We start from the raw sequence: 25,396 nt of genomic DNA, 5'->3' as shown, positions 1-25,396 counted from the left end.
AGGGAGAAATCGAATACCATGAAGCGCTGTAACAACCAACTGGTCTGGGAGGCCGTCATTAAAGAGGCTCGTGTTCTGGCTGAACAAGAACCGATGCTTGCGAGTTTCTATCATGCCACAATAATTAAGCACGAGAGCTTAGGTGCAGCATTAAGCTATATTTTAGCTAATAATTTAATGACTGCATCAATGCCAGCTATGGCTGTTCGTGAAGTGGTGGAAGAAGCATTTGCTTCAGATCATTCCATCATTGACGCTGCCGCCAAGGATATATGTGCAACAGTGACTCGAGATCCCGCTGTTGCACAATATTCAATTCCCTTGCTTTATTTAAAAGGTTATCACGCACTACAAGGTTATCGAGTGTCCAACTGGCTCTGGAAGCAAGGTCGTGAGGCACTAGCATCTTATTTACAAAATCAGATATCAGTAACCTGCCAAGTTGATATTCATCCTGCCGCAAAAGTGGGCTACGGTATTATGCTGGATCATGCTACAGGTATCGTGATTGGTGAAACAGCGGTCGTAGAAAATGATGTGTCTATTTTGCAGGATGTAACATTAGGCGGTACGGGGAAGGAGTGTGGCGATCGTCACCCGAAAATTAGAACGGGTGTTATGATTGGTGCCGGAGCAAAAATACTTGGCAACATTGAAGTGGGGTTAGGAGCAAAAATAGGTTCAGGTTCTGTGGTATTACAGAATGTGCCTGCTCATACGACTGTTGCGGGGGTTCCTGCCAAAATAGTTGGTCGACCTCAAAGTGACCAACCGTCACTGGATATGGATCAGCAATTTAATACTCGTTCACAAACGTTTATTGGTGGTGATGGTATTTAAGCTATTCATGTATGCTTGATACATGAGAGACAAATTAATAAGTGATAAAAAGGGATGACCATGTCATCCCTTTTTAATTGTTCAGGCTCTCTAGTTTAGCGTATTACGCTATTTCATTGAGCTCACTTAATACTTCTTCTGCCCATTCAACCCAAGCTGAACGAATTAGAATATTTCGGCGCAATGTTAATCGCTCTAGACGCTTATGTTTATCTAAAGTCGAGGTAACGGCATAGTGACTTGCTTCGATTTCTTTGTATAATTCGATGAACTTTTTCGAATCAGCAATTAAATCAACAAGTTGGTCTCGGTAAGCGGTAGCATCTTGTACAGAACATGCCATTAACTTAGCACTAAACTCATCTCTTACAGTTGGATGAGGAGTAGGTTGGTCAAACCAAGCGGCTAATGTTGCTCTACCTGAGTCTGTAATAGAGTAAACTTTACGGTCTGGTTTGCCTTCTTGAGGTTCTAATACGCAAGTTACTAGAGCGTTTTGGCCCATTTTGTTTAACTCACGGTAAACCTGTTGATGACTTGCTTTCCAAAAATAGCCAATGCTAGAGGAAAACTCTTTAGTTATATCGTAACCCGTGGCGTCACGTGTACTTAAAACTGTGAGGATAACGTGTGGTAATGACATGTTGAACATCCAAATGGTTAGTAAAATTATAATCTGTTTAAGTTTCGGAGAACTTCTTTGGTTCAACTCTTAGCTCAACTTAAACTATACGTCTCAAAATCGAGAACGTTCGTCACCCAAAAGCCTTTATCACCTAAAATAACTGCGTTTCATTTAGCCTAAGTAACAGATATTAATAATATTGGAAGCCTGTTACGAGCGGTAGTATATCGAAATTATAAGCATAAAGTAGAATAGCCGGACAAAATGGGTCAAAAATCTAATGAAATGCTTTATTAACAAAAATATCAAAATAAAAAGGCCGCATAGTGCGGCCTTTTGTCTTTATAGTAGTATATTATTCTGGGTTTTCTAGCCCGTATTGCGCATACCTGCTGCAATGCCCGCGATTGTTACCATCAGAGCTTCTTCCAATTCACTAGATACATTTTCATGTTGACGAGTTCGGTATAGTAGCTCAGCTTGAAGCATATTTAACGGCTCAACATAGATATTGCGAAGTTTGATGGACTCTTGCCCCCAAGGATCGCTTTGCATTAAGTTTTCATTATTTTCAACGTTTAAAACAGATTTGATATCTTTTTGTAGCTGAGATCTTAAGCGTTCACCTAATGGGCGTAAGGGTTCATCTACCAAGCGTTCATCATACAAGCGTGCTATTTCGATATTGGTTTTGCTGTACACCATTTCAAGCATACCCAGACGAGTCGAGAAGAAAGGCCATTCACGACACATCTCTTCCAATAAGGCTTGATGACCTTTATCGACTGAATACTGAATCGCTTCACCAGCACCTAACCATGCAGGTAGAACCAATCTATTTTGGCTCCACGAGAAGATCCATGGGATGGCACGTAAGCTTTCTACACCACCGTTCGGGTTGCGCTTAGAAGGGCGTGAGCCTAGAGGAAGCTTCCCTAGCTCTAGCTCAGGCGTTGCTTGACGGAAGTACGGTACAAAGTCAGGCTCTCCACGTACAATGCCGCGATAAGCTTCACAGGAAACCTCAGACAGCACATCCATAAGCTCACTCCACTCCTTTTTCGGTTCTGGAGGTGGAAGTAGGTTCGCTTCTAAGATCGCACTCGCATACATATTGAAGCTGTTTACGGCCACTTCAGATAATCCTAATTTAAATCGAATCATCTCACCTTGTTCGGTAACGCGCAGGCCACCTTTTAAACTTTTCGGTGGTTGAGATAGTAGTGCGGCATGCGCAGGTGCACCACCACGTCCAACCGTGCCGCCACGACCATGAAACAGTGTTAACACGACACCCGTCTCTTCACTTACGTTGACGAGAGCTTCCATTGCACGATACTGCGCCCAACCAGCAGAAAGTACACCAGCATCTTTAGCCGAATCTGAGTAACCAATCATTACCATTTGGTGATTTTGAATAAAGCCGCGGTACAGATCGATATCCATTAACTGTCGGATAACGCTCTCAGCATTATTCAAGTCATCTAGGGTTTCAAATAATGGACAAACATCCATACGATATGGGCAACCTGATTCTTGAAGGATCAGGTGGACGGCCAAGACATCTGATGCCGTTCGAGCCATTGAGATAACATAGGCACCAAATGCATCTTTTGGATGATTTGCGATGGTTTGACATGTTTTGATTACTTCATCGACTTGCTCAGAAGGTTGCCAATCTCTCGGGAAAAGCGGTCGTTTCGAGTTTAACTCAGTGGTTAAGAACGTAATCTTATCTTGCTCTGTCCATTGGTTATAATCACCCATTCCTAAGTAGCGAGTCAGTTCTGAAAGTACGTCGGCATGACGAGTACTCTCTTGACGAATATCCAGACGAACAAGGTGGACACCAAACGTTTTTACCCGACGCAATGTATCTAGGAGTGAGCCTTCAGCAATCGAGCCCATTCCACATTCGTGGAGCGAGCGATAACACGCGTGTAGCGGTTCCCATAGTTGACTAACATCGCGCAGTGGCGCTTTAACCGATATCTCTTGGCCTTGAATTTTAGCATCGAGAATTTCAATGTTGTCGGTAAGAAGAGCACGAATTTGTTTTAAAATAGCACGGTAAGGTTCGTGTTGACCTTCACCTGCTAGTTCTCTTACTTCGTCGCTGCACTTGGTCATCGACAGTTCACTGATCAGCTCGTTAATGTCATTCAGGTAGAGATCCGAAGCTTTCCAGCGAGATAAGAGTAATACCTCTCGAGTAATTTTATGGGTAACGAACGGGTTACCGTCGCGGTCACCACCCATCCATGAAGAGATATTGACTGGTGTTGCATCTATAGGCAGAGGTTCGCCAATGTAATCCTGTACTTTATCGTTTAGATCGCGCATGAATTCTGGAACGGCTTCCCACAGAGAATTCTCAACAACGGCGAAGCCCCATTTTGCTTCATCCATTGGTGTAGGACGCTGTTTGCGCATTACATCGGAATGCCAGAACTGAGCAATCAATTGTTCAAGACGGCGTCTTGCTTTTCGATGGTCTTTAACAGGAAGTTCAGTTTGCTCAAGTTGAGATAACGATTTGTTGATTTCTACCAATTTGTTGATCATGGTACGACGAGTAATTTCCGTCGGGTGAGCCGTAAGAACCAATTCGATGTTAAGTTCGTTAATCGCCTTCGCCGTCTCAAGCTTACTGATCTTATTTTGAGATAGCTTGGTAAATAACGTATTGATTGCATCTGGTTCACAGACGTATTCATCACAGTGACGAGAAATTGTATGGTGCTGTTCGGCAATATTGGTTAAGTTTAAAAACTGGTTAAATGCACGAGCGACGGGTTTTAACTGATCATCAGGAAGGTTTTTAATCTCTTCAACTAAGGCGAGGTGATCGTCATGATTACCGTCACGGGCCGATTTAGAGAGTTGTCGTATCGTCTCCACTTTTTCTAAAATAACGCTACCATCGGCATTTTCGATAGTATCACCTAGCATTTTGCCTAGCATTCTCACGTTACTTTTTAGTGCAGCGTATGTTTCGTTCATTGTTTCCTGCCTTGAAATAAAATTACATTCAATGTCCTTATCGAGGACACAAAATAGCGAAGAACATCCCGTCAAGTCAATTAAAGCTTAACAATATTCAATTTTACCATTTGGTATTGATAGTATTAACATTAATGGTTTTTAACGGTAATGTTGAAAATTTCCTACAAAAATCAGATGGTTTGGCTAAGCAGCAATCAAAAACAATATTGATGGATCGCTTTTGTTAATACATTGATGGTTGGATCTATGTACTCGAATGCCAAAAATTCATCTGGCTGGTGAGCCTGATCGATGGAACCAGGCCCCATAACTAACGTTGGGCATACCTGTTGTAAAAAAGGCGCTTCGGTACAGTAACTCACTGTTTCTGCGGGTTTCTCACAAAGGTCAGCCATTTCTTTAACAAAATGATGTTCATGCGAACATTCATAACCAGGAATGGCGTCATGAAGTGGTGAGATCGCGATCCGACCTGGCCATTTAGCCTCTACTTCTTTTAAGGTGTCACGTAATAAATCGTCTAAGCCTTCAAGACTCATTCCCGGAAGTGGACGAACATCGTAATGCAATTCGCAACATCCACAGATTCTATTTGGGCTGTCTCCGCCATGGATATGACCGAGATTCAGAGTTGGGGACGGTAAATCAAATCCTGGATGTTGGTATTGTTTAATCAACCTGTCACGGAGCTTCATCATCGCAAACAAAATCTCGTGCATAATTTCAATTGCGTTGACACCTAAGGCTGGGTTTGAAGAATGGCCTGACTGTCCGGTAACTCGTATAGCATTTGCAACGTGTCCTTTGTGAGCGTAAACGGGAATTAAACTTGTGGGCTCACCTATAATGCAGTAATCAGGTTTAAACGGAGTATTATCGGAGAAATGACGAGCGCCTAACATCGTGGTTTCTTCGTCGCACGTTGCTAAAACATAAAGTGGCTTTTGTTGTTTCGACCAATCTACTTTTTTTATCGCTTCTATTATAAAGGCAAAAAAGCCCTTCATGTCAGCAGTGCCCAAACCATAGAAACGATTATTCGATTCCGTTAAATCATGAGGGTTAAAGTTCCAGCGCCCCTCATCAAAAGGAACCGTGTCGCTGTGACCAGATAAGAGTAGACCACCTTCACCACTGCCTTTTTTCGCAATGAGGTTATATTTAGTTGGTTCAACCTGTACTACTTCAACCTCAAAGCCAAGAGTCGTAAACCAATCAGAAAGCTTTGCGATAACTTTCTCGTTTCCTTGATCCCAACTTAGATCGGTGGAACTGATTGAAGAGGTAGAAATAAGGTCTTTGTAAACCTCGCGGAATTTAGGTAAATCCATAGAATCTTAGTTCCTACTATTGACAGAGTTATGTAGAGAAGGTAAAACACATATTAAATCACTTTTAATGAATAAAAAACCAATTTATAACGAATTTAATAAATTATTAGTTAGTTTTATTCGTTGTCATTCATTACGAATTTCGGGTACAAAAGCATGTTAAAAACAACCATTATCGGCGCGACAGGTTATACCGGCGCAGAGTTAGCTCTTATGGTGCAAAAACATCCAGAGTTAACGCTATCAGGTTTATATGTTTCAGCCAACAGTGTTGACGCAGGAAAACCACTCGCGCAGTTGCACGGTAAGTTCTCTGGTGTGGTTGATATGCTAGTGCAGCCCTTGGTCGATCTTGAGCTAGTGGCTAAAGAGAGTGATGTCGTGTTTCTATGTACGGCTCACGAAGTCAGTCATGACTTAGCCCCAACATTGCTGGCTAATGATTGCCAAGTCTTCGATTTATCCGGAGCGTATCGTGTTAATCATGGTGACTTCTATACGGAGTTCTATGGTTTTGAGCATCAACATTCTCAGTGGTTGGAAAAAGCCGCATATGGATTAGCAGAGTGGAATGCCGAGGCAATTAAGCAAGCTCAGCTCGTCGCGGTTGCTGGTTGTTATCCGACCGCTTCGCAATTGGCAATCAAACCTTTAGTTGAATCAAAACTTCTTGATTTGAACCAATGGCCTGTTATTAATGCCACAAGCGGTGTGACCGGAGCGGGTCGTAAAGCGACGATGACCAATAGCTTTTGTGAAGTAAGTTTGCAGCCGTATGGTGTCTTTACTCATCGTCACCAACCTGAAATCGCAGACCACTTGGGCTGTGATGTTATTTTCACTCCTCATCTAGGTAATTTTAAGCGCGGAATATTAGCAACCGTTACGATGAAATTAGCGGAAGGTGTTACCGAAGAAGCAGTAGCACAAGCGTTTGCACAGGCGTATACAGATAAGCCTGCGGTTCGAATGGATCAGTCGACACTGCCTCGAATTCAAAACGTTGAGTTTACTCCGTTTTGCGATATAGGTTGGAAGGTGAAGGGACAGCATGTCATCGTGGTATCCGCTATCGATAACTTGTTAAAAGGCGCATCAAGCCAAGCAATGCAATGCCTTAACATCCATTATGGCTACCCTGAATTAACGGCGTTGGTGTAAGGAATTAATATGAATAACAACCAAACTCCTGTTGTCGTTAAACTGGGTGGGGCAGTTCTGTCTAGTGAAGCTGTTTTGTCTACGTTATTTGCGACCGTCGCACAATATCAAAACCAACGCCCTATTGTGATTGTACATGGTGGTGGTTTTCTTGTTGATGAACTCATGAGCAAGTTGCAATTTGAAACAGTTAAGAAGAACGGCTTACGAGTGACGCCTTATGACCAAATTCCTTATATTACAGGGGCATTAGCTGGAACGGCGAATAAGTTGCTTCAAGGTGAAGCCCTAAAAAACGGCTTAAATGCAATTGGGTTATGTTTGGGTGATGCTGGGCTGTGTCAGGTTGAGGAATTGGATCCTGAGCTTGGGGCTGTAGGGCGTGCTAGTGCTGGTGATGCAACGGTTGTGAATGCGATTCTTACTGCTGGTGGTGTGCCAATCATCAGCTCTATTGGCCTGACAAATAATGGTCAATTGATGAATGTAAATGCGGATGATGCAGCGGTCGCGGTTGCCAAAACCTTGGATGCCGAGCTGGTGTTACTTTCTGATGTTAGTGGTGTTCTTGATGCGGATAAACAACTGATTCCTTCATTAGATCAAGCGAGTGCAGAGCAATTAATCAAAGATGAAGTGATTACCGATGGTATGATTGTAAAAGTGAGAGCGGCTTTAGAAGCGGCAAACGATTTGGGCCGAGCAATTGAAGTTGCAGGTTGGCGTCAACCTGAGCTATTGTCAGACGTCTTTGCTGGTAATAGTATTGGTACGCGCTTTTTACCCAAAGCTTAAGATAACTTACTTTAGTCATTTAACTGTCGAACTAAGGTGTTTGAGTTAAAGCATGGCAGTAAGCAGTGGATAGACGCTGCATATAAATAATAATTAACATATAATCCAGCATAGAAGCAATGCGAGGACCTAGAAGCGAAATCTAGGTCCCTTTTCAGTATCAGGAGACACGCAATGGCATTATGGGGTGGTAGATTTACCCAAGCAGCAGATACCCGTTTTAAAGATTTTAACGATTCTCTGCGTTTTGACTACCGATTGGCTGAACAAGATATTGTGGGCTCAATCGCTTGGTCGAAAGCACTACTATCAGTCAATGTATTGAGTGAAGAAGAGCAGCAAAAACTAGAGCTTGCACTTAATGAATTAAAGCTAACTGTGATGGAAGATCCTGAGCAGATTTTACGTTCTGATGCTGAAGATATTCACTCATGGGTTGAGCAACAGTTGATCAACCGTGTTGGTGATTTGGGTAAGAAGCTTCATACTGGCCGTTCTCGAAATGATCAAGTTGCGACGGATTTAAAATTGTGGTGTCGCCAACAAGGTCAGCAACTTCTTATTGCTCTTGATTTACTCCAGCGTCAATTGGTCTCGGTTGCTCGCGAACATCAGGGAACAGTATTACCTGGTTATACCCACTTACAACGTGCTCAACCTGTCACCTTTGCCCATTGGTGTTTAGCTTACGTGGAAATGTTTGAGCGTGACTATTCTCGTTTGAAAGATGCAATTGCCCGTTTGGATACTTGTCCACTGGGATCTGGTGCTCTAGCGGGAACAGCGTACCCGATTGATCGAGAGAAGCTTGCACATAATCTCGGTTTCCGTCGTGCGACTCGTAACTCTCTTGATTCTGTTTCCGATCGCGATCATGTGATGGAACTTATGTCAGTGGCAACAGTATCTATGCTGCACCTTTCTCGTCTTGCTGAAGATATGATTTTCTACAACTCAGGTGAATCGAACTTTATCGAATTGGCTGATACCGTGACGTCGGGCTCCTCCTTGATGCCACAAAAGAAAAACCCAGATGCGTTAGAGCTTATTCGTGGTAAGACTGGTCGTGTATATGGCTCCCTGACAGCAATGATGATGACGGTAAAAGCTTTGCCTCTTGCTTACAACAAAGATATGCAAGAAGACAAAGAAGGCTTGTTTGATGCGTATGACACTTGGAACGATTGTCTTGAAATGGCTGCACTCTGTTTCGAAGGAATAAAAGTTAACGGTGAGCGTACTTTAGAAGCCGCAAAACAGGGTTATGCAAACTCTACTGAGCTTGCAGACTACTTGGTTGCAAAAGGTATTCCTTTCCGTGAAGCTCACCATATTGTTGGGGTTGCTGTTGTTGGTGCTATCTCAAAAGGTGTCGCGTTAGAAGAGCTCTCTATCGAGGAGTTAAAAGAGTTTTCAGAAATTATTGAAGAAGATGTGTACAAAATTCTAACCATTGATTCGTGCTTAGAGAAGCGCAGCGCATTGGGAGGCGTTTCACCTGTTCAAGTCGCATATGCGGTAGAGCAAGCACAACTTCGTATGGGTAAACACGATCTGAATGCAGTTAAAGTTCGCCCTGCTCGTCTAACGGATATCGAAGCGCTAGAAGGTATGGTGACATACTGGGCCAATATGGGGGAGAACCTTCCTCGTTCGCGTAATGAGTTAGTCCGTGATATCGGCTCGTTTGCAGTAGTTGAACATCATGGTGAAGTGACCGGTTGTGCGTCATTATATGTGTATGACTCAGGGCTTGCTGAAATTCGTTCTCTAGGTGTTGAAGCGGGTTGGCAGAACCAAGGTCAAGGCAAAGCCATAGTTAACTATTTGGTTAAAAAAGCGCGTCAAATGGCGATTAAGAAAGTGTTTGTTTTAACGAGAACGCCTGAGTTCTTTATGAAGCTAGACTTTATTCCAACATCGAAAACCTTGCTGCCTGAAAAAGTACTTAAAGATTGCGATCAATGCCCTCGTCGCCATGCATGTGATGAAGTTGCTCTGGAGGTTAACCTTCCTGGTGATGCAATTTTTAAGACAGATGCGGTTTAGCAACTGATTGAAAATTAATAGTTACCAGCTATGTTGATTCAAATGATCATAAAGATCATTAATTGTTGGGAACTAAAAAGAAAAGGCAGAGTCTATATTTGTACCACTGCTTTTTCTTAGATACTTCTAAGAAGCCCCGAAACCACTATTTGGATCTCGGGGCTTTTCTTTATTAAAGTTATACTAAAGTTTTCGCCATTTCTTTTGATTTACTATCCAATCTTACAGCCTATGTTTATCACTTCTATTTAGAAGCAAGAGCTTCATTCCTAGATGAGCAATGAGTAATAGGTGAAATCCTAGACCAAAAATGAGCACCGCGATGGTTTCGACCTGTCGGCTATTGTGAGTTCCCCACACAAACCAAAATACCCAAGTGATTAGGCACAATACAGTAAGTTGTTTAATACAGCGGTTACAGCGGCCTATTTTTTTGAAGAACCAATTTTTGTCGCAACTGTTACATGCCATGAGCGTCTGCAGTTTTGATTACAAGGGTGCATCAAGCCTACGTTAGTGTATTGGGAGGATCAATAAAAAAAGACCCAGAACGAAAAACTCGAACTGGGCAGGTCAATGGAACATTATCAATCAGAGACGGGGGAGTCTCTTTAACCTAAATAGGTTTCTAATTCTTCGCTGCCGCCAATATGTTTGCCGCCAATAAATACTTGCGGAACCGTTGTTCTACCAGTAATAGCACGTAAGCTGACGGTCGTCGCATCTTTACCTAGTACGACTTCTTCATAATCCAAGCCTTTATCGATGAGTAGCTGTTTTGCTTTTACGCAGAAAGGGCACCCTGGTTTAGAGAAAACGGTCACTGACTCTTGTACTTTATGTCCTGGAGCTAGGTATTTCAGTATGGTATCAGCATCAGAAACTTCAAACGGGTCACCAGGCTTGTTTGGCTCTATAAACATTTTTTCTACTACACCATCTTTTACTAGCATGCTGTAGCGCCATGAGCGTTTACCAAACCCAATTTCGTTTTTCTCTACCAGCATTCCCATGCCATCGGTAAACTCACCATTGCCATCAGGGATAAATGTGATGTTGTTTGCTTCTTGGTCTTGTTTCCAAGCATTCATTACAAATGTATCGTTTACAGAAACACAAACGATAGAATCTACGCCATTGTCTTTAAATACTGAGTAGAGCTCGTTATAGCGAGGTAAGTGACTTGATGAACAAGTTGGAGTGAATGCACCTGGTAAACTAAATACGATGACAGTCTTCCCACTAAATAGCTCATCAGTTGTTACGTTAACCCACTGATCACCTTGACGTGTAGGGAATGTGACTTGAGGTACAGCTTGTCCTTCTTTTGATGTAAACATAGCTTTTTTCCTTTAATTAATTAGATATAAGCTTGGAAAGCTTACCGCTAATCGGCTCACTTTGATGTAACTATTATTGAAAAAATATTTTGATAGATCTAATCGTTTGATGCTATGGTTTTGATAGTTCTAATCTATTAGGTGGTTTAATGAATATCCGAGATTTTGAATATTTAATTGCATTGGCAGAGCACAACCATTTCCGTAAAGCTGCGGAAGCCTGTTTTGTTAGTCAGCCGACGTTAAGTGGACAGATTCGTAAGCTTGAAGATGAACTCGGAACTGTGTTGCTAGAGCGTAGTAGTCGGCGCGTGTTATTTACGGATTCTGGGTTACAGTTAGTCGACCAAGCGAAGAAAATCTTAAAAGAAGTAAAGACCTTTAAAGATATGGCGAGTGGACAAAGTGGCGGGATGACTGGGCCGATACATATTGGTTTTATTCCGACAGTTGGCCCTTATTTACTGCCGAAAATCGTACCAAATCTGAAACGAGATTTTCCGGAATTAGAGCTCTATTTGCATGAGGCTCAAACGGCACAATTGGTTCATCAGTTAGAAGAAGGCAAGCTTGATTGCTTAGTGCTTGCGGCCGTAGAAGAGACAGAGCCTTTTAAAGAGATAGAGATATTCAACGAACCATTAAGTATCGCCGTTCCTATTGATCATGAATGGAGTGAACTGGATAAAGTCGATTTAGAGCAATTGAATGGACGAACAGTCCTTTCCTTGGGGGATGGACATTGTTTGCGTGATCAAGCTTTAGGGTATTGTTTTGCCGCTGGTGCAAAAGATGATGAACGCTTTAAGGCGACGAGTTTAGAAACATTACGCAACATGGTTGCCGCGGGTGCTGGGATTACCTTGTTACCTCAGCTTTCATTACCAGATTGTCGCGAAAAAGATGGAGTGTGCTACGTGCCCGCATTTAATCCAGTGCCTTCACGTCAGTTGGTATTAGCTTATCGTCCAGGCTCGCCGTTACGACAACGTTTTGAAAAACTTGCAGCGTCCATGGCTGAAAAACTAAAAGAATACAGCATATAACTATTCACTATTGCTCGTGTTTTTTGAGTCACTCACATCATAAGCTCCGAATAGAAAACGGGAAAGCACGAAGCTTTCCCATTTTTATTTGTGTATCTTTTTAGTTAACTAGAATTAAATTAAGTCATAAGTCTAGAAAAGCTCTTCGCTGCCATCTGTGCTGGTGTATATATTATCGGCTTCGGTTGGTACGAACGTAGTTGGTTCTGTGCCTTGGCGGAAATATTCAAGCATGGTACTAGAGTCATTTTCTTCCGTTAGTAGGCCGGATTCCCGATCGATACGTAATTGAACGATGTCGGCCGGGGCTTTTATTGACTGCTCTTTTGTATTCTTTAGAGCGGTATGCATAAACTCAACCCATGCTGGTTGTGCTGTTTTACCGCCAGATTCTCCACCCGGTGATTGATCTTTTCCTAAGTTATCATTACGTGACGTACGGCCTAAATCACGATCGTGAGTATCAAACCCTACCCAAGAAGTGGCAACAATTCCTGGACCAAACCCGTTGTACCATGCATCTTTAGAATCATTGGTGGTTCCTGTTTTGCCTCCTACATCGTGGCGTTTTAGGCTTTGAGCTCGCCAACCGGTTCCGCGCCAACCACGACCGCCCCAAACATTGGCATAAAGCATTTCTCGTACAAGAAAAGCATTTTGTTGAGTGATAACTTGCGGTGCGATTAATTCATTATCACTTTCTGAACATTGTGAGTGACAAACAATCTTTGGCGTCGCTTTATAGACTTCTTCTCCATATGGGTCTTCAATTCGCTCAATATAGTAAGGTTCGACGTAATGACCGCCGTTAGCAAAAACAGAATAACCTTGAGCCAGTTTCACCGGAGTTAAACTTCCTGCTCCAAGTGCTAACGTCTCAGAACTTGGTAGCTTGCTTAAATCAAAGCCAAAGCGAGACAGGTAGTTTCTCGCATTTTCTACTCCAACCTCACGCAATACTCTAACAGCCATAACGTTTTTCGATTGAGCCAATCCAATTCGAAGTCGAGTTGGACCATAATAGGTTGGTGGGGAGTTTTTCGGTCTCCAAGCCGTACCGATACTTTCGTCCCAATGATTAATGGGTGCATCATTCACTAAAGTGGCTAGAGTCAGTCCTTTATCTAGCGCCGCAGCGTAAATAAATGGTTTGATACCAGACCCAACTTGGCGAACCGATTGAGTCGCACGGTTAAATTTACTGTGAGTAAAGTTAAAGCCGCCAATTAAAGAAAGTACGGCACCACGGTCTGGGTTCATTGCAACAAAAGCAGTGTTAGCAAGAGGCACTTGGCTCAACATCCAATGTTCTTTATTCGCGTCACTCGATGCGTCATTTGATTCTTTTAATCGTACCCAGACTTGTTCACCAGCGGCAAGAATATCTCCAGCTTTGCGTGGAGCGGCACCTTGATGTCTATCGGTGTTATAACGACGAGCCCACTTCATGCCATCCCAATCTAAGGTTTTTTGGCCAATATCTTTTAACCAAATATCAGCACTTTTTGCATTTACTTGGGTAACGATAGCGGGGATTAGAGCACCATAAGTCGGTTGATTTTTAAGGTGCTTTTCTATTTGTTGGGATGAGAATGCAGTTTCACCTGATTGCCAAACGACTTGTTCTGCTCCACGGTAACCATGGCGAACATCATAATTAAACAAGTTATTAAGAGCGGCTTTATCAGCGGCTTCTTGTAGATCAGATCGTATGGTTGTTATGACTCGCATTCCAGATGTATAAGCTTCCTCACCGTAGCGTTCTACCATCCAAGCGCGAGCAATTTCAGCAATATAAGGTGCATTGACCTCTATTTCTGCACCATGGTATTTCCCGATGAGTGTTTCACTACGAGCTTGATCGTATTGTTGTTGAGAGATATAGCCTTCATCTAACATACGAGCTAATACGATGTTGCGGCGTTGTGTAGCTCTTTCCAACGAATAGATAGGGTTAAGTGTGGACGGTGCCTTAGGTAAGCCAGCGATCATTGCCATTTCACTTAACGTGAGTTGGTCGAGCTCTTTACCAAAATACGAACGAGCTGCAGCACCAACCCCATACGAACGATAACCGAGATAAATTTTATTGAGATAAAGTTCTAGAATTTCTTCTTTGCTTAATTGCATTTCAATATGAACAGCGATAAAAATTTCTTTTATCTTGCGCATGATTTTCTTTTCATTAGAGAGGAAGAAATTTCGAGCTAACTGTTGGGTTATCGTACTTGCCCCTTGACTGGCGGTCCCAGATTGGAATACCGCATAAGCTGCTCGAGTTATCCCTATAGGGTCAAACCCAAAGTGACTATAAAATCGAGAATCTTCGGTGGCGATAAACGCGTTAACCAACATTGGGGGCATTTGATCGAGACGCATCGGAAGACGACGTTTCTCTCCAAATTGTGCAATTAACTTCCCATCTTGGCTAAGTACCTGCATTGGTGTTTGTAATTGAACTTCTTGCAATTCCGCTACATCGGGTAAATCCGCTTCTACGTGACGATAAAAGCCAAAAATCGTAGCGACTCCCAGCACAATGCAAATCAGTGTAAATATGAACAAATACTTTATGAACTTCACCGGATAATCCCTGTTTCGTCGGATTGCACAGATGCAATCTCATCCGCTTTTCGCTAAAACTCTAGCTCTTAAAAGGTGGTTTATTGTACTACCAAACGAAACTTTTTACAGATCCGTTTTTAATGGAGTTTACATGGCAAACACAATCGTGACAGGTATTGATATCGGTACCCAATATATAACCGCAGCCATTGTTGAAATGGGTCTACATAAACCGAAATTACTCGGAGTAGAGCACATTGAACTTAGTGGTGATATTTTCGCTGAAAATAAGGCTTCAGTTTATCAAGATAGTGTTAAGAAACTAGTGAAAGTGCGAAATATGCAACCTCTGTTTCAACATCGAGTCGCGTTTTCGATACCAGATGTCATGGTGATGAATAAGATGATCACAGTAGATACTCGATTACCCTTGGAGCAACAGAGGTTAACGGCTATGCATCAATTTTTATCCACTTCACCAATAAAAGGGGATGAACTTTGCTTTGATTATGTGCCACACCCTAACGCAATAGAGGTTTATGCTGCGAGAAAACGCGCAGTTCAGCAGAGAGTAAAACTTGCGAAGCAGATTGGTATGCGTCCAATTTTGATTGATACCGAGCGACAAGTATTTTTGCAACTTCTGCTGGTTGCGAAAGCAAACAACCCTCAACTCTGTCCAGTACTCATTGAATTAAAAGAGCAATCTTTGACTTTTGGTGCATTAACGAACGAATCCATTTTCTATCGCCATATTCCTCTTGATTTAGTAGAGCTCAGTTCTTGTTCAATAAGTGCTCAAATAGAACAACAACTGGAACTGTTACGTGTTGAAAATGAGACGAAGATTTTTAATGAAATATGGTTTGTTAAGGGAAAAGAACATGATGATCTAATTACTAATATAGTCACTAAATCAAATGGTTATTTTGGGTATTATCCACTGGATTTACATTTTTTAGAAAAAAGATCACTGGTATCCAAAAGCTTAGAGTTTGCAGAAAAAGCCTGTGGTATTGCACTTCGAGGAATTACTTCAATGGAGCAACGTTATGCTTCATAACATTAATTTTCTTGATTGGCGCACAGCTAAGCGGCGTGCAGTTCATCAGTTATGGATTGGAATGAGTATCGTGTGTTTTTTGGGCCTTGGAGTCATTGAGTGGCATCGATACCAAGGCTATCAAGTCGGATTAGCACACGCGCAACAACAGCATCAGCAGCGGGTTTTTGCTCAGGATATGGTGAGTAAGCGCTATCAGGCACTACAAAAACAAGAGTTGGAGTATGAAGAACTTCGTCAAGAGAATCAGAAATTAAATACTTGGATATCAGAAAGTAAGCATCCGTATAACGTGATGAAATTGATTGAGGAAATATTGCCAAGCAATACCTATCTCGACCGATTAATGGTGGCGGGGAACAAATTAGTTATTTCAGGTTTGGTTGAGCATGACGGCAACGTTACTCAATTTGCTAAAGCATTGGAACGGCGTATGGAAACTGCTCGTATTGATCGCTTGAAAGTAGACGCAGTGTTACAGCGCTGGCAGCGCCCTTTTTATCCTTTTGAGATGAATGTTGAGTTTTATGGGATTCTCGATGAGTAATTGGATGATAACACGCAACAATGTTCGTTCTAGTGATCGGCATTATGGGTTTTCTATGCGATATCTTGTTGCTCTTACCCTGCCTTTTTTGATCACTCTCGCACTCTATTTTTTGCTTGAATTGATGCTTTGGCCCGCTAAACAAAACGAAATCGATCACATTATTCAAAAAGGACAACAACTTGAGTTTACGCGTAGTGCTGCCCAGCAGAAAGTAAAACAGCAAGAAGAGCTCATGGAAGTATGGGAGCAAGAACGTATTTTATATGAGGTTCATTTTAACCAGTTCGATGATGTCGACCATTCTACAAATATGTTGGGCATCATTTCTGATTTGGCCCAGAAAATAGGTATCGATATTGAGCAAATAGAGTGGCGTGAAGAGGTTCAATTTGTTGGTTACTCAGAGTTTCCATTTGTATTAAAAGTACGTGGTCAATACTCATCGTTAACACAGTTGTTTTTGGCATTTTCTACTCCACCAATCATTGTTATTTCGCGAGCAGATTGGCAACGAATAAATGAAGAAAGTGACGATATTTATGTTGATATTCAAGCGAGCTATTTCAAACTTGAGCGCAAAATAGAGGCTATGAAATGATAGGAAAAAGTTCAATGGAAGTGAATGGTCGAACTCGTCGTCAAATATATACTTCTAGTACCTTCTGGGTGAGTGTTGCGATATTACTTATGGTTTCAAATCTGTCTTTTGCATCGGAACAGAGCAATAGCAACCCGTTTGCCGTTATGCCCACTATCGAACCTAAGATACTTAAGAAAACAGAGAATAAGAGAAAGCATAAGCTAATTAAGAATGATGTATTGTCAGAGCTTTCTGAGTCAATTGAGTTTTCTGTTATCCCTTTGGTAAATGCGAATTGTGATGAGTTGGTTAAAGTATTTGATTCCACTAGCCGTGGAGGGCTGCTCTCTCCTTTGGGCAGTATTTCTACCGATGTAAGAAGTAACAGCTTAATCATTATGGACACTCCATCGGTGATCCAAAAGGTACGGGACTTAGTCAGTCAACTTGATGTTCCTGTTCAGCAAGTTGAAATAGAGGCTAGAATTGTTGTGATGAGTGAAGGAACTTTGGATGAAATCGGAGTCAGATGGGGAATTCTTCAGCAAGGGACAACCCTTCCATTGGGAGGCTCGATTAACGGTAGCAGTGATGAAAGTGTCAGTTCTGATAGAATCGACCAACAATTGGCGATTAACCTCCCTGCTACGTCAAGTAGTGCGTCATCGTTAGCTTTTCAGTTGGCAACTTTAGGTTCAGGAACTTTGCTTGACCTTGAATTATCTGCGCTGCAAAGCGAATCTAAAGCGGAAGTTATTTCTAGCCCAAGGTTGATCACCACCAATCGCCGAACAGCTTACATTGAACAAGGTACCGAAATACCCTATCAGGAGTCGAGCTCTGACGGTGAATCGAGTATTGAATTTAAAAAAGCGGTATTAAGCTTGGAGGTTACACCTTACTTAAGTGAAAATGACCAATTTATCTTGGATCTCACTGTGACCCAGGATCAACCTGGAGAAGTCGTGAAAACGGGAACAGGTGAAGCCGTCGCAATTACAACTCAACGCATGGCGACACAAGTAAAAGTCCGAGATGGTGAAACAATAGTATTGGGTGGTGTTAAGCAACAAAGCACCAGTGATAGTAGTGATAAAGTACCTGTGTTGGGAGACTTGCCGATATTAGGGAAACTATTTAGGCGAGATTATCAGCAAATGACAAAAAGTGAATTATTAATATTTGTCACTCCAACTCTTTTAATTCAATGAGTTAGGTGTAAATTTTTGCTTGGTTGAAAAAATAAAGTTGCATTCATCCACTCAGATCTAGATAATTTCGGGTCTTATCACGAATTATCTGTGAGGAATTGGTGTCACGAGCCTACTTTTTTAATTAAATAAGATAGTGTTCTTGTGGCAATGTCATTGAATTAACATTATAAATTACTGCTAAACATGGCTGAAAAACGTAATATTTTTCTTGTTGGCCCGATGGGTGCTGGCAAAAGTACAATAGGTAGATATCTTGCTCAACAACTTCACATGGAGTTTGTTGACTCAGATACTGTTATTGAAGAACGAACCGGAGCTGATATCGCTTGGGTATTTGATGTTGAAGGTGAAGACGGCTTCCGTAAACGTGAAGAATCTGTGCTCAACGACTTAACTCAAGAGCAAGGGATTGTCCTTGCAACTGGAGGAGGGTCGGTTAAAAGCAAGAGTAACCGTAATCATTTGTCTGCTCGTGGTGTTGTTGTTTATCTTGAAACAACGATTGAGAAACAGCTTGCGCGTACTAATCGCGATAAAAAGCGCCCACTGTTGCAAACAGAAGATCCACGTCAAATTCTTGAAGATTTAGCTAAAGAACGAAATCCTCTTTACGAAGAGATCGCTGATATTGTTGTGAAGACAGACGAACAAAGCGCCAAAGTTGTCGCGAACGAAATCGTAAAAATGTTGGAAGAACAATAATATTCTAGATATTGGAGTGTCTCATGGAGCGAATTACGGTCAGCCTAGATGAACGTAGTTACCCAATCTCAATTGGAGCCGGATTATTTAACGATCCGGCGCTAATTTCTTTTCTTTCCCCAAAACAAAAAGTCGTTATTGTCACTAATACGACAGTAGCTCCCCTGTATGCTGAGCGAATTACAGAACTTGTCACTAAGCATGGGTGTCAATCAGAGCTACTAAAATTACCTGATGGGGAAAAGTACAAGAATTTAGATACCTTTAATACGGTGATGTCGTTTCTTATCGAGAATAACTACAGCCGTGATGTGGTATTGATTGCTCTCGGTGGTGGTGTCATCGGTGATTTGGTCGGGTTTGCAGCGGCGTGTTATCAACGCGGTGTTGACTTTGTTCAGATTCCAACGACCTTGCTTTCTCAAGTTGATTCATCGGTAGGTGGTAAAACGGCGGTTAATCACCCACTTGGCAAGAATATGATTGGTGCATTTTATCAGCCTCAATCTGTCATTATTGATACTTCTTGCCTATCCACTTTGTCGGATCGAGAGTTTGCTTCTGGAATGGCAGAAGTCATTAAATACGGCATTATATACGATGCAGAGCTCTTTTCGTGGCTTGAGCAGAATATGGAGTCACTCTATTCCTTAGATCAACAGGCATTGAGCTATGCGATTGCACGTTGCTGTTCAATCAAAGCTGAAGTGGTTGCTCAAGATGAAAAAGAGTCAGGTATCCGTGCACTGCTAAATTTAGGCCATACTTTTGGTCATGCGATTGAAGCTGAGCTAGGATACGGTAATTGGCTCCATGGTGAAGCGGTGTCCGCTGGCATGGTCATGGCTGCCAAAACGAGTCTGTTACAAGGGTTAATTTCAGAGCGTGAACTCGAGCGCATTATTACTCTATTGAAAAAAGCTAAACTTCCGGTTAATACACCTGAGAGCATGTCTTATGATGACTTTATCAAGCACATGATGCGAGACAAAAAAGTGCTTTCTGGCCAATTACGCCTTGTGTTACCAACAGGCATTGGTCAATCAGAAGTTAGAAGTGATACCCCAGAAAATATTATCGAACAAGCTATTGAGTTCTGTCGAACTCTTTAACATTACTCGTCAAATCGGTAAGCTTCTCATATATATGAGAAGCTTATAGCTGGATTTATCTAAGGGTTAGAGTATGAGTTTAGCAGGTGGCCATAGAGTTCTTGAGCTTTCATCGCAAGCAGCGTTACTTGAAAGGTTAGGTTTACTCACTAATTTTGGTTCTAACTTTATTCATGTTTCTGGCGAAGCCGGTTCTGGTAAAACTTGGCTTGCTCAGCGTTACCTCGAAGTCTGGGCTGCTGATAAAAATCAATCTTTACTCCTCTGTTTCCGTAATCAATCTGATGCTCAACGCAGGCAAACTATCCTTAGCCAACTTCGACGGGAAGTCGAATTTGATGAAAATGCCGACTTAGTTGATAGCTTTTGTGAGATCATGGAAGGAGACAACTGTAATATTGTCATTGTCGTCGATGATGCACAGCAGTTGTCGGAAATCATGCTTACCGAACTCTGGTCTTTGGTTCAAACGGCTCAATTGAGATCGAACTGGTCGATCAGTGTCGTGTTATTTTCTCGTCCAAATTTGCTTGACCGCTTATTGAATCGAATCAGTCATGGGCAAGAACAAAAGCCAGTTGATCTGGAAATCGATGTTTTACCGCAAGAAGATGCCGATCGTTTTTTTGAGTTCTCTGTTATGAGATTTGTTGACGATGATATGGAGCGTAGGGTTCGATTCGCATATAGTAAGGCTAGGAAAACTCCGGGTGAAATAATGGCGTTGGGAGAACAAAAAATGGAAAAGCGAATCATTATTCGCTCTATCGTCGGGTCACCAATTAATATTGCGATTGTTGTAGTGTTATTGGCATTGGCTATCGGCGGTGGATATTGGTGGTTATTAAATCGGACTGTGATGCCTAATAGTGACCACAAGGGACAGCAAGTTACCGATATTGAAGCTTCAGATAGAATAAGGTCTACCGAGCAAACCATTATTCCAACGTTAACGGAAATTGATTCTAAAGATGATTCTAACTCCCTCCCTCCCGTTATTGCTGAGAATACGAGTAACGTCGGATTTGACGAGACGACAGAAAATCAACGAGTGGTTATCACCTCGGACGTGGTCGATGCATTGTTAGATGGCTCATCTGAAAATTCTCAAATTCTTGATGAGGTTGTCATCGACTCGGAATTGACGACTGGGAAACCTGATGAAGACGTTATCAATGTAGACTCTGCTGAAGTCAGTGAATTGATCGCTAGTGGTGAAGCAACTGCAGAGCAAGTTGAGCAACTCAAACAAGCTGTAACCAGTATACCTGAATCGACATTAGGTGATGAAAATTCAATTATCAGTGTTGCAGAAGAGATCTCCGAACAAGATGAAAATGCTCAGGCCATAACGAATATTGTTCCAGTGGATGCTGAAGCACTTGCCGCCGCGAATTATCATGAAAGTCAGTTATTATCACTATCCGAAAGTAGTTATACTTTGCAGTTAGCTGCGTTTAATCGTCAACGTGATGTTGGGCGCTTTATCAACGAGAGTCAATTGGGCGATAAACTTTACGCTTACACGACGATTCGAAACGGCGTGACTTGGTACATTATGGTTTACGATAATTTCTCGACATTGCAACTCACCCGAGATGCCATTGAAACATTACCGGACTCGATCAAGGCACTAAATCCTTGGGCAAAATCAATAAGTCAGGTTCATCGTGACATCGAAGCGGGCAAATAAGCCTGAGCTGTCTTAAAAAATATGTTACATTCCGCAGCCTTGGATTGAAGTAGGTAGTAGAGCAAGTAGTCAATGAAAAAACAGCGCGCCTTTCTCAAATGGGCTGGTGGAAAATACGGATTGGTTGGCGATATTCAACGCTATTTACCAGAAGCAACAACATTGGTTGAACCCTTTGTCGGTGCCGGTTCTGTATTTCTTAATACTGACTATGATCGCTACTTGTTGGCCGATATTAATCCGGACCTAATTAACCTCTATAACCTTCTCAAGGAGAAGCCCGATCTTTACATTAATGAAGCTCGGCGCTGGTTCACTCCTGAAAACAATCGTAAAGAAGCGTATTTAGCGGTTAGGCAAGATTTTAATCAAACCGACGATATTCTATATCGCTCGCTCGCGTTTCTTTATATGAATCGTTTTGGCTTTAATGGTTTGTGCCGATATAACAAGAAAGGCGGTTTCAACGTTCCATTTGGGTCGTATAAAAAACCTTATTTTCCTGAAGCAGAACTCGAATTTTTCTCTCAAAAATCGGCCAAAGCGACCTTTATCTGTGCTGAATACAAACAGACGTTTGAGCGGGCTCCAGATGATAGTGTTGTGTATTGCGATCCTCCTTATGCACCGCTTTCTAATACTGCAAACTTTACTTCTTATGCTGGTGCAGGCTTTTCTTTAGATGATCAAGCTGGGTTAGCCATTGTCGCTGAGACCGCCGCGCAAGATAGACGTATTCCGGTTCTTATTTCCAATCACGATACGGTGTTGACTCGCCGATTGTATAACGGCGCTAAGTTAAATACGGTCAAAGTGAAACGTACTATTAGCCGAAACGGAGCAGGTCGCAATAAGGTTGATGAGCTTCTCGCATTGTTCTCACCCTCTAGAGTGTGACTCTGAGTTTAAATTATACATTTTAGCGATTGATATCGAGTATATTGACATTGGTGGCTAGGAACTCGAGTAGAGGTTAGGTAGAATCGCGCTCAATTTCGTACGCCATACAACTGCTAACAGAGGCAAACTATGACTGATTTTCTTATTGCTCCATCTATTTTATCCGCCGATTTGGCTCGTTTAGGTGATGATGTTGACGCGGTTCTCAAGGCGGGGGCTGATGTTATTCATTTTGACGTAATGGATAATCACTATGTTCCAAATTTGACCTTTGGAGCGCCGATCTGTAAAGCACTCAGAGACTACGGTATTACCGCTCCTATTGATGTCCATTTAATGGTAAACCCTGTCGATCGTATTATCCCTGATTTTGCTGAAGCAGGCGCGACGATGATTACATTTCATGTTGACGCTGTTGATCATGTTGACCGCACTTTGCAATTGATTAAGTCATGTGGTTGCCAAGCTGGGGTTGTATTAAACCCTGCGACTCCACTTAGTCACTTAGAGTTTTTAATGGATAAAGTGGACATGATTTTGTTGATGTCGGTAAACCCTGGGTTCGGTGGTCAGTCTTTCATTCCTCATACATTAGACAAATTACGTCAAGTTCGTGCTTTGATTGACCAGTCGGGGCGCGATATTCGTTTGGAAATTGATGGCGGAGTTAAAATAGACAATATCAGAGAAATTGCTGAAGCGGGCGCAGATATGTTTGTTGCTGGTTCGGCCATTTTTGATCAACCGAATTATAAAGAAGTGATTGATGCCATGCGTGCTGAACTCGCTAAAGTAAACGCATAATTTACTATTCTTGTTTTTAGAAGCTCCTTTTAGGAGCTTTTTTTATAAAATCGTTTTGATTTCTGGATCTCGTTCGCCTCACTCTGATAGCATCAAACTCCGACGATTTTTTTGTGCTTCACTGTTGAAGCTTTGACGTTTCTAGGATGAACGTTTTTGATAAGAGAGTTTGAAATGTCTTTATCTTCCATTAAATTTATCGCTTTTGATCTTGATGGCACTTTGCTTGATAGTGTGCCTGATCTTGCGATTGCAGCAGATCAAGCCGCACAATCATTAGGTTACCCTGCAGTATCTGAGACTCAGGTTCGTGACTATGTTGGGAATGGCGCTGATATTCTGATTGGGCGAAGTTTAAGCCGTAGTCTAGAAATTGATCCAATGATTTCAGCAGATACTCTCAAAGAAGCACGAGTGCGTTTTGATGATTTCTATGCTGCTACTGGGCATAAGTCGAGTCACTTATATGAAGATGTGTTATCGACATTGTCAGCACTCTTTCAAGCGGGCTATTCAATGGCCGTCGTCACGAACAAACCACTGAAATTTGTTCCGGAGATTTTGGCACAACATGGTATTGCTGAATTCTTCTGTGAAGTCATCGGTGGAGACAGTTTTCCTGTCCGCAAACCCGATCCAGTTGCACTTAACTGGCTGATGGAAAAGTATTCCGTGACTGCTGAACAATTTTTAATGGTTGGTGATTCTAAGAATGATATTTTGGCTGCGAGAAACGCTCGCTGCTTATCGTTTGGGTTGACCTATGGTTACAATCACGGAGTGCCGATTTCGGAGTCAAACCCTGACTATGTGGCCGACAATGTAAATGAATTACTCAAATTGCTGATTGTTTGAATAAAAAGCGGTTTAATCCCTAGCATTATACTTGCCAATGAGTACACTTCATTAAAAAGATGAAAAGAAAAATATCTACCCATATTGCATAAAAGGAAAACGAAGTTATGAGCAAGCCCATTGTATTTAGTGGTGTTCAACCATCAGGTGAACTAAGTATCGGTAATTACTTGGGTGCTCTACGTCAGTGGCAACAAATGCAAGATGATTACGATTGTTCTTATTGTATTGTTGATTTACATGCGATTACTGTCCGTCAAAATCCTGAGGCGCTAAGAGAAGCGACATTAGATGCGCTAGCAATTTGTTTAGCGGTTGGAGTTGACCCTAAGAAGAGCACGCTATTTGTACAGTCTCATGCACCTGAACATGCTCAAATGAGTTGGTTGCTAAATTGTTATACCCAAATGGGTGAACTGAATCGTATGACTCAGTTTAAAGATAAATCTCAACGTTATGCTAATGATGTGAATGCCGGGTTATACAGTTATCCTGTGTTGATGGCGGCTGATATTTTATTGTATGGAGCAGATCAAGTACCCGTTGGAAGTGATCAAAAGCAACACCTTGAACTTGCGCGCGATATTGCCACCCGATTCAATAATATTTACAGTCCGGAATCGCCAATATTTACTGTGCCTGAACCGTATATTCCGACGGTAAATGCTCGTGTCATGAGCTTGCAGGATGCGTCGAAGAAAATGTCTAAATCGGATGATAATCGGAAAAATGTCATCACTTTGCTTGAAGAGCCGAAATCGATTCTTAAGAAGATCAATAAAGCGCAAACCGATACTGAAACACCGCCGCGTATTGCTCATGATATTGAGACGAAAGGTGGGATCTCTAACTTAATGGGACTGTACTCAGCCGCAACCGGACTTTCTTTTGCAGAGATTGAGGCTAAGTATAAAGACATGGAAATGTATGGTCCATTCAAAAAAGAAGTGGGTGAGGCGATTGTCTCGATGTTAGAGCCAATTCAATCTGAATATCATCGTATTCGAGCTGACCGTGGCTATTTAAATGATGTTATGTCTGAAGGTGCAGAGAAAGCATCCTCAAGAGCGAGTATCATGCTCAAACGCGCTTATGACGCAGTTGGATTTATTCCTCGTTCATAAACGACAATGGCAGTGTAACGATAAAGCTCTGACTCGTATGT

General features: G+C 42.0%; 22 protein-coding genes. 16 read left to right on the top strand and 6 right to left on the bottom strand.

Going from position 1 to position 25,396, the window contains the following annotated elements:
* The first annotated feature begins 18 nt into the window (after positions 1 to 18).
* Positions 19 to 840 (top strand): serine O-acetyltransferase, encoded by an 822-nt coding sequence (gene cysE, locus ACXJY6_RS13545; protein WP_456051640.1) that lies wholly within the window; start codon positions 19 to 21, stop codon positions 838 to 840.
* A 103-nt stretch (positions 841 to 943) separates the two neighbouring features.
* Here the strand turns inward: cysE and ACXJY6_RS13540 are convergent, their stop codons facing one another.
* The 3 genes from ACXJY6_RS13540 to argE form a co-directional block, all read right to left on the bottom strand.
* On the bottom strand, positions 944 to 1,483 hold the full coding sequence (locus ACXJY6_RS13540; protein ID WP_458768648.1) for a PadR family transcriptional regulator: 540 nt from the start codon (positions 1,481 to 1,483) through the stop codon (positions 944 to 946).
* A 351-nt stretch (positions 1,484 to 1,834) separates the two neighbouring features.
* On the bottom strand, positions 1,835 to 4,468 hold the full coding sequence (gene ppc / locus ACXJY6_RS13535; protein WP_458768647.1) for a phosphoenolpyruvate carboxylase: 2,634 nt from the start codon (positions 4,466 to 4,468) through the stop codon (positions 1,835 to 1,837).
* Between the two features lie 197 nt (positions 4,469 to 4,665).
* Positions 4,666 to 5,802, bottom strand: a complete 1,137-nt coding sequence (argE, locus tag ACXJY6_RS13530; RefSeq protein WP_456051643.1) for an acetylornithine deacetylase — start codon at positions 5,800 to 5,802, stop codon at positions 4,666 to 4,668.
* Positions 5,803 to 5,958: 156 nt separating this feature from the next.
* Between argE and argC the strand changes: the two genes are divergently transcribed.
* From argC to argH, 3 genes are all read left to right on the top strand, one after another.
* A complete protein-coding gene (gene argC / locus ACXJY6_RS13525) occupies positions 5,959 to 6,963 on the top strand; it encodes an N-acetyl-gamma-glutamyl-phosphate reductase (RefSeq protein ID WP_458768646.1) in 1,005 nt (334 codons plus the stop codon).
* Between the two features lie 9 nt (positions 6,964 to 6,972).
* Positions 6,973 to 7,758, top strand: coding sequence for an acetylglutamate kinase (argB, locus tag ACXJY6_RS13520; RefSeq protein WP_456051645.1), 786 nt, complete (start codon positions 6,973 to 6,975; stop codon positions 7,756 to 7,758).
* A 174-nt stretch (positions 7,759 to 7,932) separates the two neighbouring features.
* Positions 7,933 to 9,807 (top strand): argininosuccinate lyase, encoded by a 1,875-nt coding sequence (gene argH, locus ACXJY6_RS13515; RefSeq protein ID WP_456051646.1) that lies wholly within the window; start codon positions 7,933 to 7,935, stop codon positions 9,805 to 9,807.
* A gap of 222 nt (positions 9,808 to 10,029) precedes the next feature.
* Here argH and ACXJY6_RS13510 read toward each other — a convergent pair whose 3' ends face one another.
* Positions 10,030 to 10,278 carry a DUF3624 domain-containing protein gene (locus ACXJY6_RS13510; protein ID WP_456051647.1) on the bottom strand — a complete coding sequence of 83 codons (249 nt, stop codon included), beginning with the start codon at positions 10,276 to 10,278 and terminating at the stop codon, positions 10,030 to 10,032.
* A 140-nt stretch (positions 10,279 to 10,418) separates the two neighbouring features.
* Complete coding sequence (locus tag ACXJY6_RS13505) at positions 10,419 to 11,147, bottom strand: glutathione peroxidase (protein ID WP_458768645.1); 729 nt, start codon at positions 11,145 to 11,147, stop codon at positions 10,419 to 10,421.
* Positions 11,148 to 11,296: 149 nt separating this feature from the next.
* Here ACXJY6_RS13505 and oxyR point away from each other — a divergent pair, with 149 nt between their 5' ends.
* Entirely contained in the window at positions 11,297 to 12,193 is an 897-nt protein-coding gene (oxyR, locus tag ACXJY6_RS13500; RefSeq protein ID WP_456051649.1) for a DNA-binding transcriptional regulator OxyR, read from the top strand.
* 132 nt (positions 12,194 to 12,325) lie between these two features.
* Here the strand turns inward: oxyR and ACXJY6_RS13495 are convergent, their stop codons facing one another.
* A complete protein-coding gene (locus ACXJY6_RS13495; RefSeq protein WP_458768644.1) occupies positions 12,326 to 14,776 on the bottom strand; it encodes a penicillin-binding protein 1A in 2,451 nt (816 codons plus the stop codon).
* Between the two features lie 133 nt (positions 14,777 to 14,909).
* Between ACXJY6_RS13495 and pilM the strand changes: the two genes are divergently transcribed.
* The 11 genes from pilM to trpS all read left to right on the top strand — a co-directional run bounded on the left by pilM (position 14,910) and on the right by trpS (position 25,355).
* The gene (gene pilM, locus ACXJY6_RS13490; RefSeq protein ID WP_458768643.1) at positions 14,910 to 15,821 is read left to right on the top strand and encodes a pilus assembly protein PilM; all 912 of its coding nucleotides are present in this window, start codon (positions 14,910 to 14,912) and stop codon (positions 15,819 to 15,821) included.
* The gene (locus ACXJY6_RS13485) at positions 15,811 to 16,368 is read left to right on the top strand and encodes a PilN domain-containing protein (protein WP_458768642.1); all 558 of its coding nucleotides are present in this window, start codon (positions 15,811 to 15,813) and stop codon (positions 16,366 to 16,368) included. The genes pilM and ACXJY6_RS13485 overlap by 11 nt, the downstream gene beginning before the upstream one ends.
* On the top strand, positions 16,361 to 16,969 hold the full coding sequence (gene pilO / locus ACXJY6_RS13480; protein WP_458768641.1) for a type 4a pilus biogenesis protein PilO: 609 nt from the start codon (positions 16,361 to 16,363) through the stop codon (positions 16,967 to 16,969). The genes ACXJY6_RS13485 and pilO overlap by 8 nt, the downstream gene beginning before the upstream one ends.
* Positions 16,966 to 18,162 (top strand): type IV pilus secretin PilQ, encoded by a 1,197-nt coding sequence (gene pilQ / locus ACXJY6_RS13475; RefSeq protein WP_458768640.1) that lies wholly within the window; start codon positions 16,966 to 16,968, stop codon positions 18,160 to 18,162. The genes pilO and pilQ overlap by 4 nt, the downstream gene beginning before the upstream one ends.
* Before the next feature lie 186 nt (positions 18,163 to 18,348).
* Positions 18,349 to 18,867, top strand: coding sequence for a shikimate kinase AroK (aroK, locus tag ACXJY6_RS13470; protein ID WP_456051655.1), 519 nt, complete (start codon positions 18,349 to 18,351; stop codon positions 18,865 to 18,867).
* A gap of 23 nt (positions 18,868 to 18,890) precedes the next feature.
* On the top strand, positions 18,891 to 19,979 hold the full coding sequence (aroB, locus tag ACXJY6_RS13465; protein WP_456051656.1) for a 3-dehydroquinate synthase: 1,089 nt from the start codon (positions 18,891 to 18,893) through the stop codon (positions 19,977 to 19,979).
* 73 nt (positions 19,980 to 20,052) lie between these two features.
* Entirely contained in the window at positions 20,053 to 21,672 is a 1,620-nt protein-coding gene (locus ACXJY6_RS13460; protein WP_458768639.1) for an AAA family ATPase, read from the top strand.
* Between the two features lie 72 nt (positions 21,673 to 21,744).
* A complete protein-coding gene (locus ACXJY6_RS13455; protein WP_458768638.1) occupies positions 21,745 to 22,569 on the top strand; it encodes a Dam family site-specific DNA-(adenine-N6)-methyltransferase in 825 nt (274 codons plus the stop codon).
* Positions 22,570 to 22,701: 132 nt separating this feature from the next.
* Positions 22,702 to 23,376 (top strand): ribulose-phosphate 3-epimerase, encoded by a 675-nt coding sequence (gene rpe, locus ACXJY6_RS13450; RefSeq protein ID WP_458768637.1) that lies wholly within the window; start codon positions 22,702 to 22,704, stop codon positions 23,374 to 23,376.
* A 174-nt stretch (positions 23,377 to 23,550) separates the two neighbouring features.
* Positions 23,551 to 24,231: a phosphoglycolate phosphatase gene (locus tag ACXJY6_RS13445; RefSeq protein WP_458768636.1), complete on the top strand. Its 681-nt coding sequence runs from the start codon at positions 23,551 to 23,553 to the stop codon at positions 24,229 to 24,231.
* A gap of 107 nt (positions 24,232 to 24,338) precedes the next feature.
* Positions 24,339 to 25,355 (top strand): tryptophan--tRNA ligase, encoded by a 1,017-nt coding sequence (trpS, locus tag ACXJY6_RS13440; protein ID WP_458768635.1) that lies wholly within the window; start codon positions 24,339 to 24,341, stop codon positions 25,353 to 25,355.
* Positions 25,356 to 25,396: the final 41 nt, after the last annotated feature.

The sequence above is a fragment of the Vibrio phycocola genome (genome assembly GCF_054404255.1).
The sequence above is the reverse complement of the archived record's forward strand: the minus strand, read 5'-3'. Positions and strand labels throughout refer to the sequence as shown.

Coding starts and splice junctions, on each gene's coding strand:
- argH (WP_456051646.1), top strand. CDS start 7,933: ATGGCATTATGGGGTGGTAGATTTACCCAAGCAGCAGATACCCGTTTT.
- cysE (WP_456051640.1), top strand. CDS start 19: ATGAAGCGCTGTAACAACCAACTGGTCTGGGAGGCCGTCATTAAAGAG.
- argB (WP_456051645.1), top strand. CDS start 6,973: ATGAATAACAACCAAACTCCTGTTGTCGTTAAACTGGGTGGGGCAGTT.
- ppc (WP_458768647.1), bottom strand. CDS start 4,468: ATGAACGAAACATACGCTGCACTAAAAAGTAACGTGAGAATGCTAGGC.
- argC (WP_458768646.1), top strand. CDS start 5,959: ATGTTAAAAACAACCATTATCGGCGCGACAGGTTATACCGGCGCAGAG.
- ACXJY6_RS13455 (WP_458768638.1), top strand. CDS start 21,745: ATGAAAAAACAGCGCGCCTTTCTCAAATGGGCTGGTGGAAAATACGGA.
- pilO (WP_458768641.1), top strand. CDS start 16,361: ATGAGTAATTGGATGATAACACGCAACAATGTTCGTTCTAGTGATCGG.
- rpe (WP_458768637.1), top strand. CDS start 22,702: ATGACTGATTTTCTTATTGCTCCATCTATTTTATCCGCCGATTTGGCT.
- ACXJY6_RS13485 (WP_458768642.1), top strand. CDS start 15,811: ATGCTTCATAACATTAATTTTCTTGATTGGCGCACAGCTAAGCGGCGT.
- ACXJY6_RS13445 (WP_458768636.1), top strand. CDS start 23,551: ATGTCTTTATCTTCCATTAAATTTATCGCTTTTGATCTTGATGGCACT.
- aroB (WP_456051656.1), top strand. CDS start 18,891: ATGGAGCGAATTACGGTCAGCCTAGATGAACGTAGTTACCCAATCTCA.
- ACXJY6_RS13540 (WP_458768648.1), bottom strand. CDS start 1,483: ATGTCATTACCACACGTTATCCTCACAGTTTTAAGTACACGTGACGCC.
- oxyR (WP_456051649.1), top strand. CDS start 11,297: ATGAATATCCGAGATTTTGAATATTTAATTGCATTGGCAGAGCACAAC.
- ACXJY6_RS13460 (WP_458768639.1), top strand. CDS start 20,053: ATGAGTTTAGCAGGTGGCCATAGAGTTCTTGAGCTTTCATCGCAAGCA.
- aroK (WP_456051655.1), top strand. CDS start 18,349: ATGGCTGAAAAACGTAATATTTTTCTTGTTGGCCCGATGGGTGCTGGC.
- ACXJY6_RS13510 (WP_456051647.1), bottom strand. CDS start 10,278: ATGGCATGTAACAGTTGCGACAAAAATTGGTTCTTCAAAAAAATAGGC.
- pilM (WP_458768643.1), top strand. CDS start 14,910: ATGGCAAACACAATCGTGACAGGTATTGATATCGGTACCCAATATATA.
- trpS (WP_458768635.1), top strand. CDS start 24,339: ATGAGCAAGCCCATTGTATTTAGTGGTGTTCAACCATCAGGTGAACTA.
- pilQ (WP_458768640.1), top strand. CDS start 16,966: ATGATAGGAAAAAGTTCAATGGAAGTGAATGGTCGAACTCGTCGTCAA.
- ACXJY6_RS13505 (WP_458768645.1), bottom strand. CDS start 11,147: ATGTTTACATCAAAAGAAGGACAAGCTGTACCTCAAGTCACATTCCCT.
- argE (WP_456051643.1), bottom strand. CDS start 5,802: ATGGATTTACCTAAATTCCGCGAGGTTTACAAAGACCTTATTTCTACC.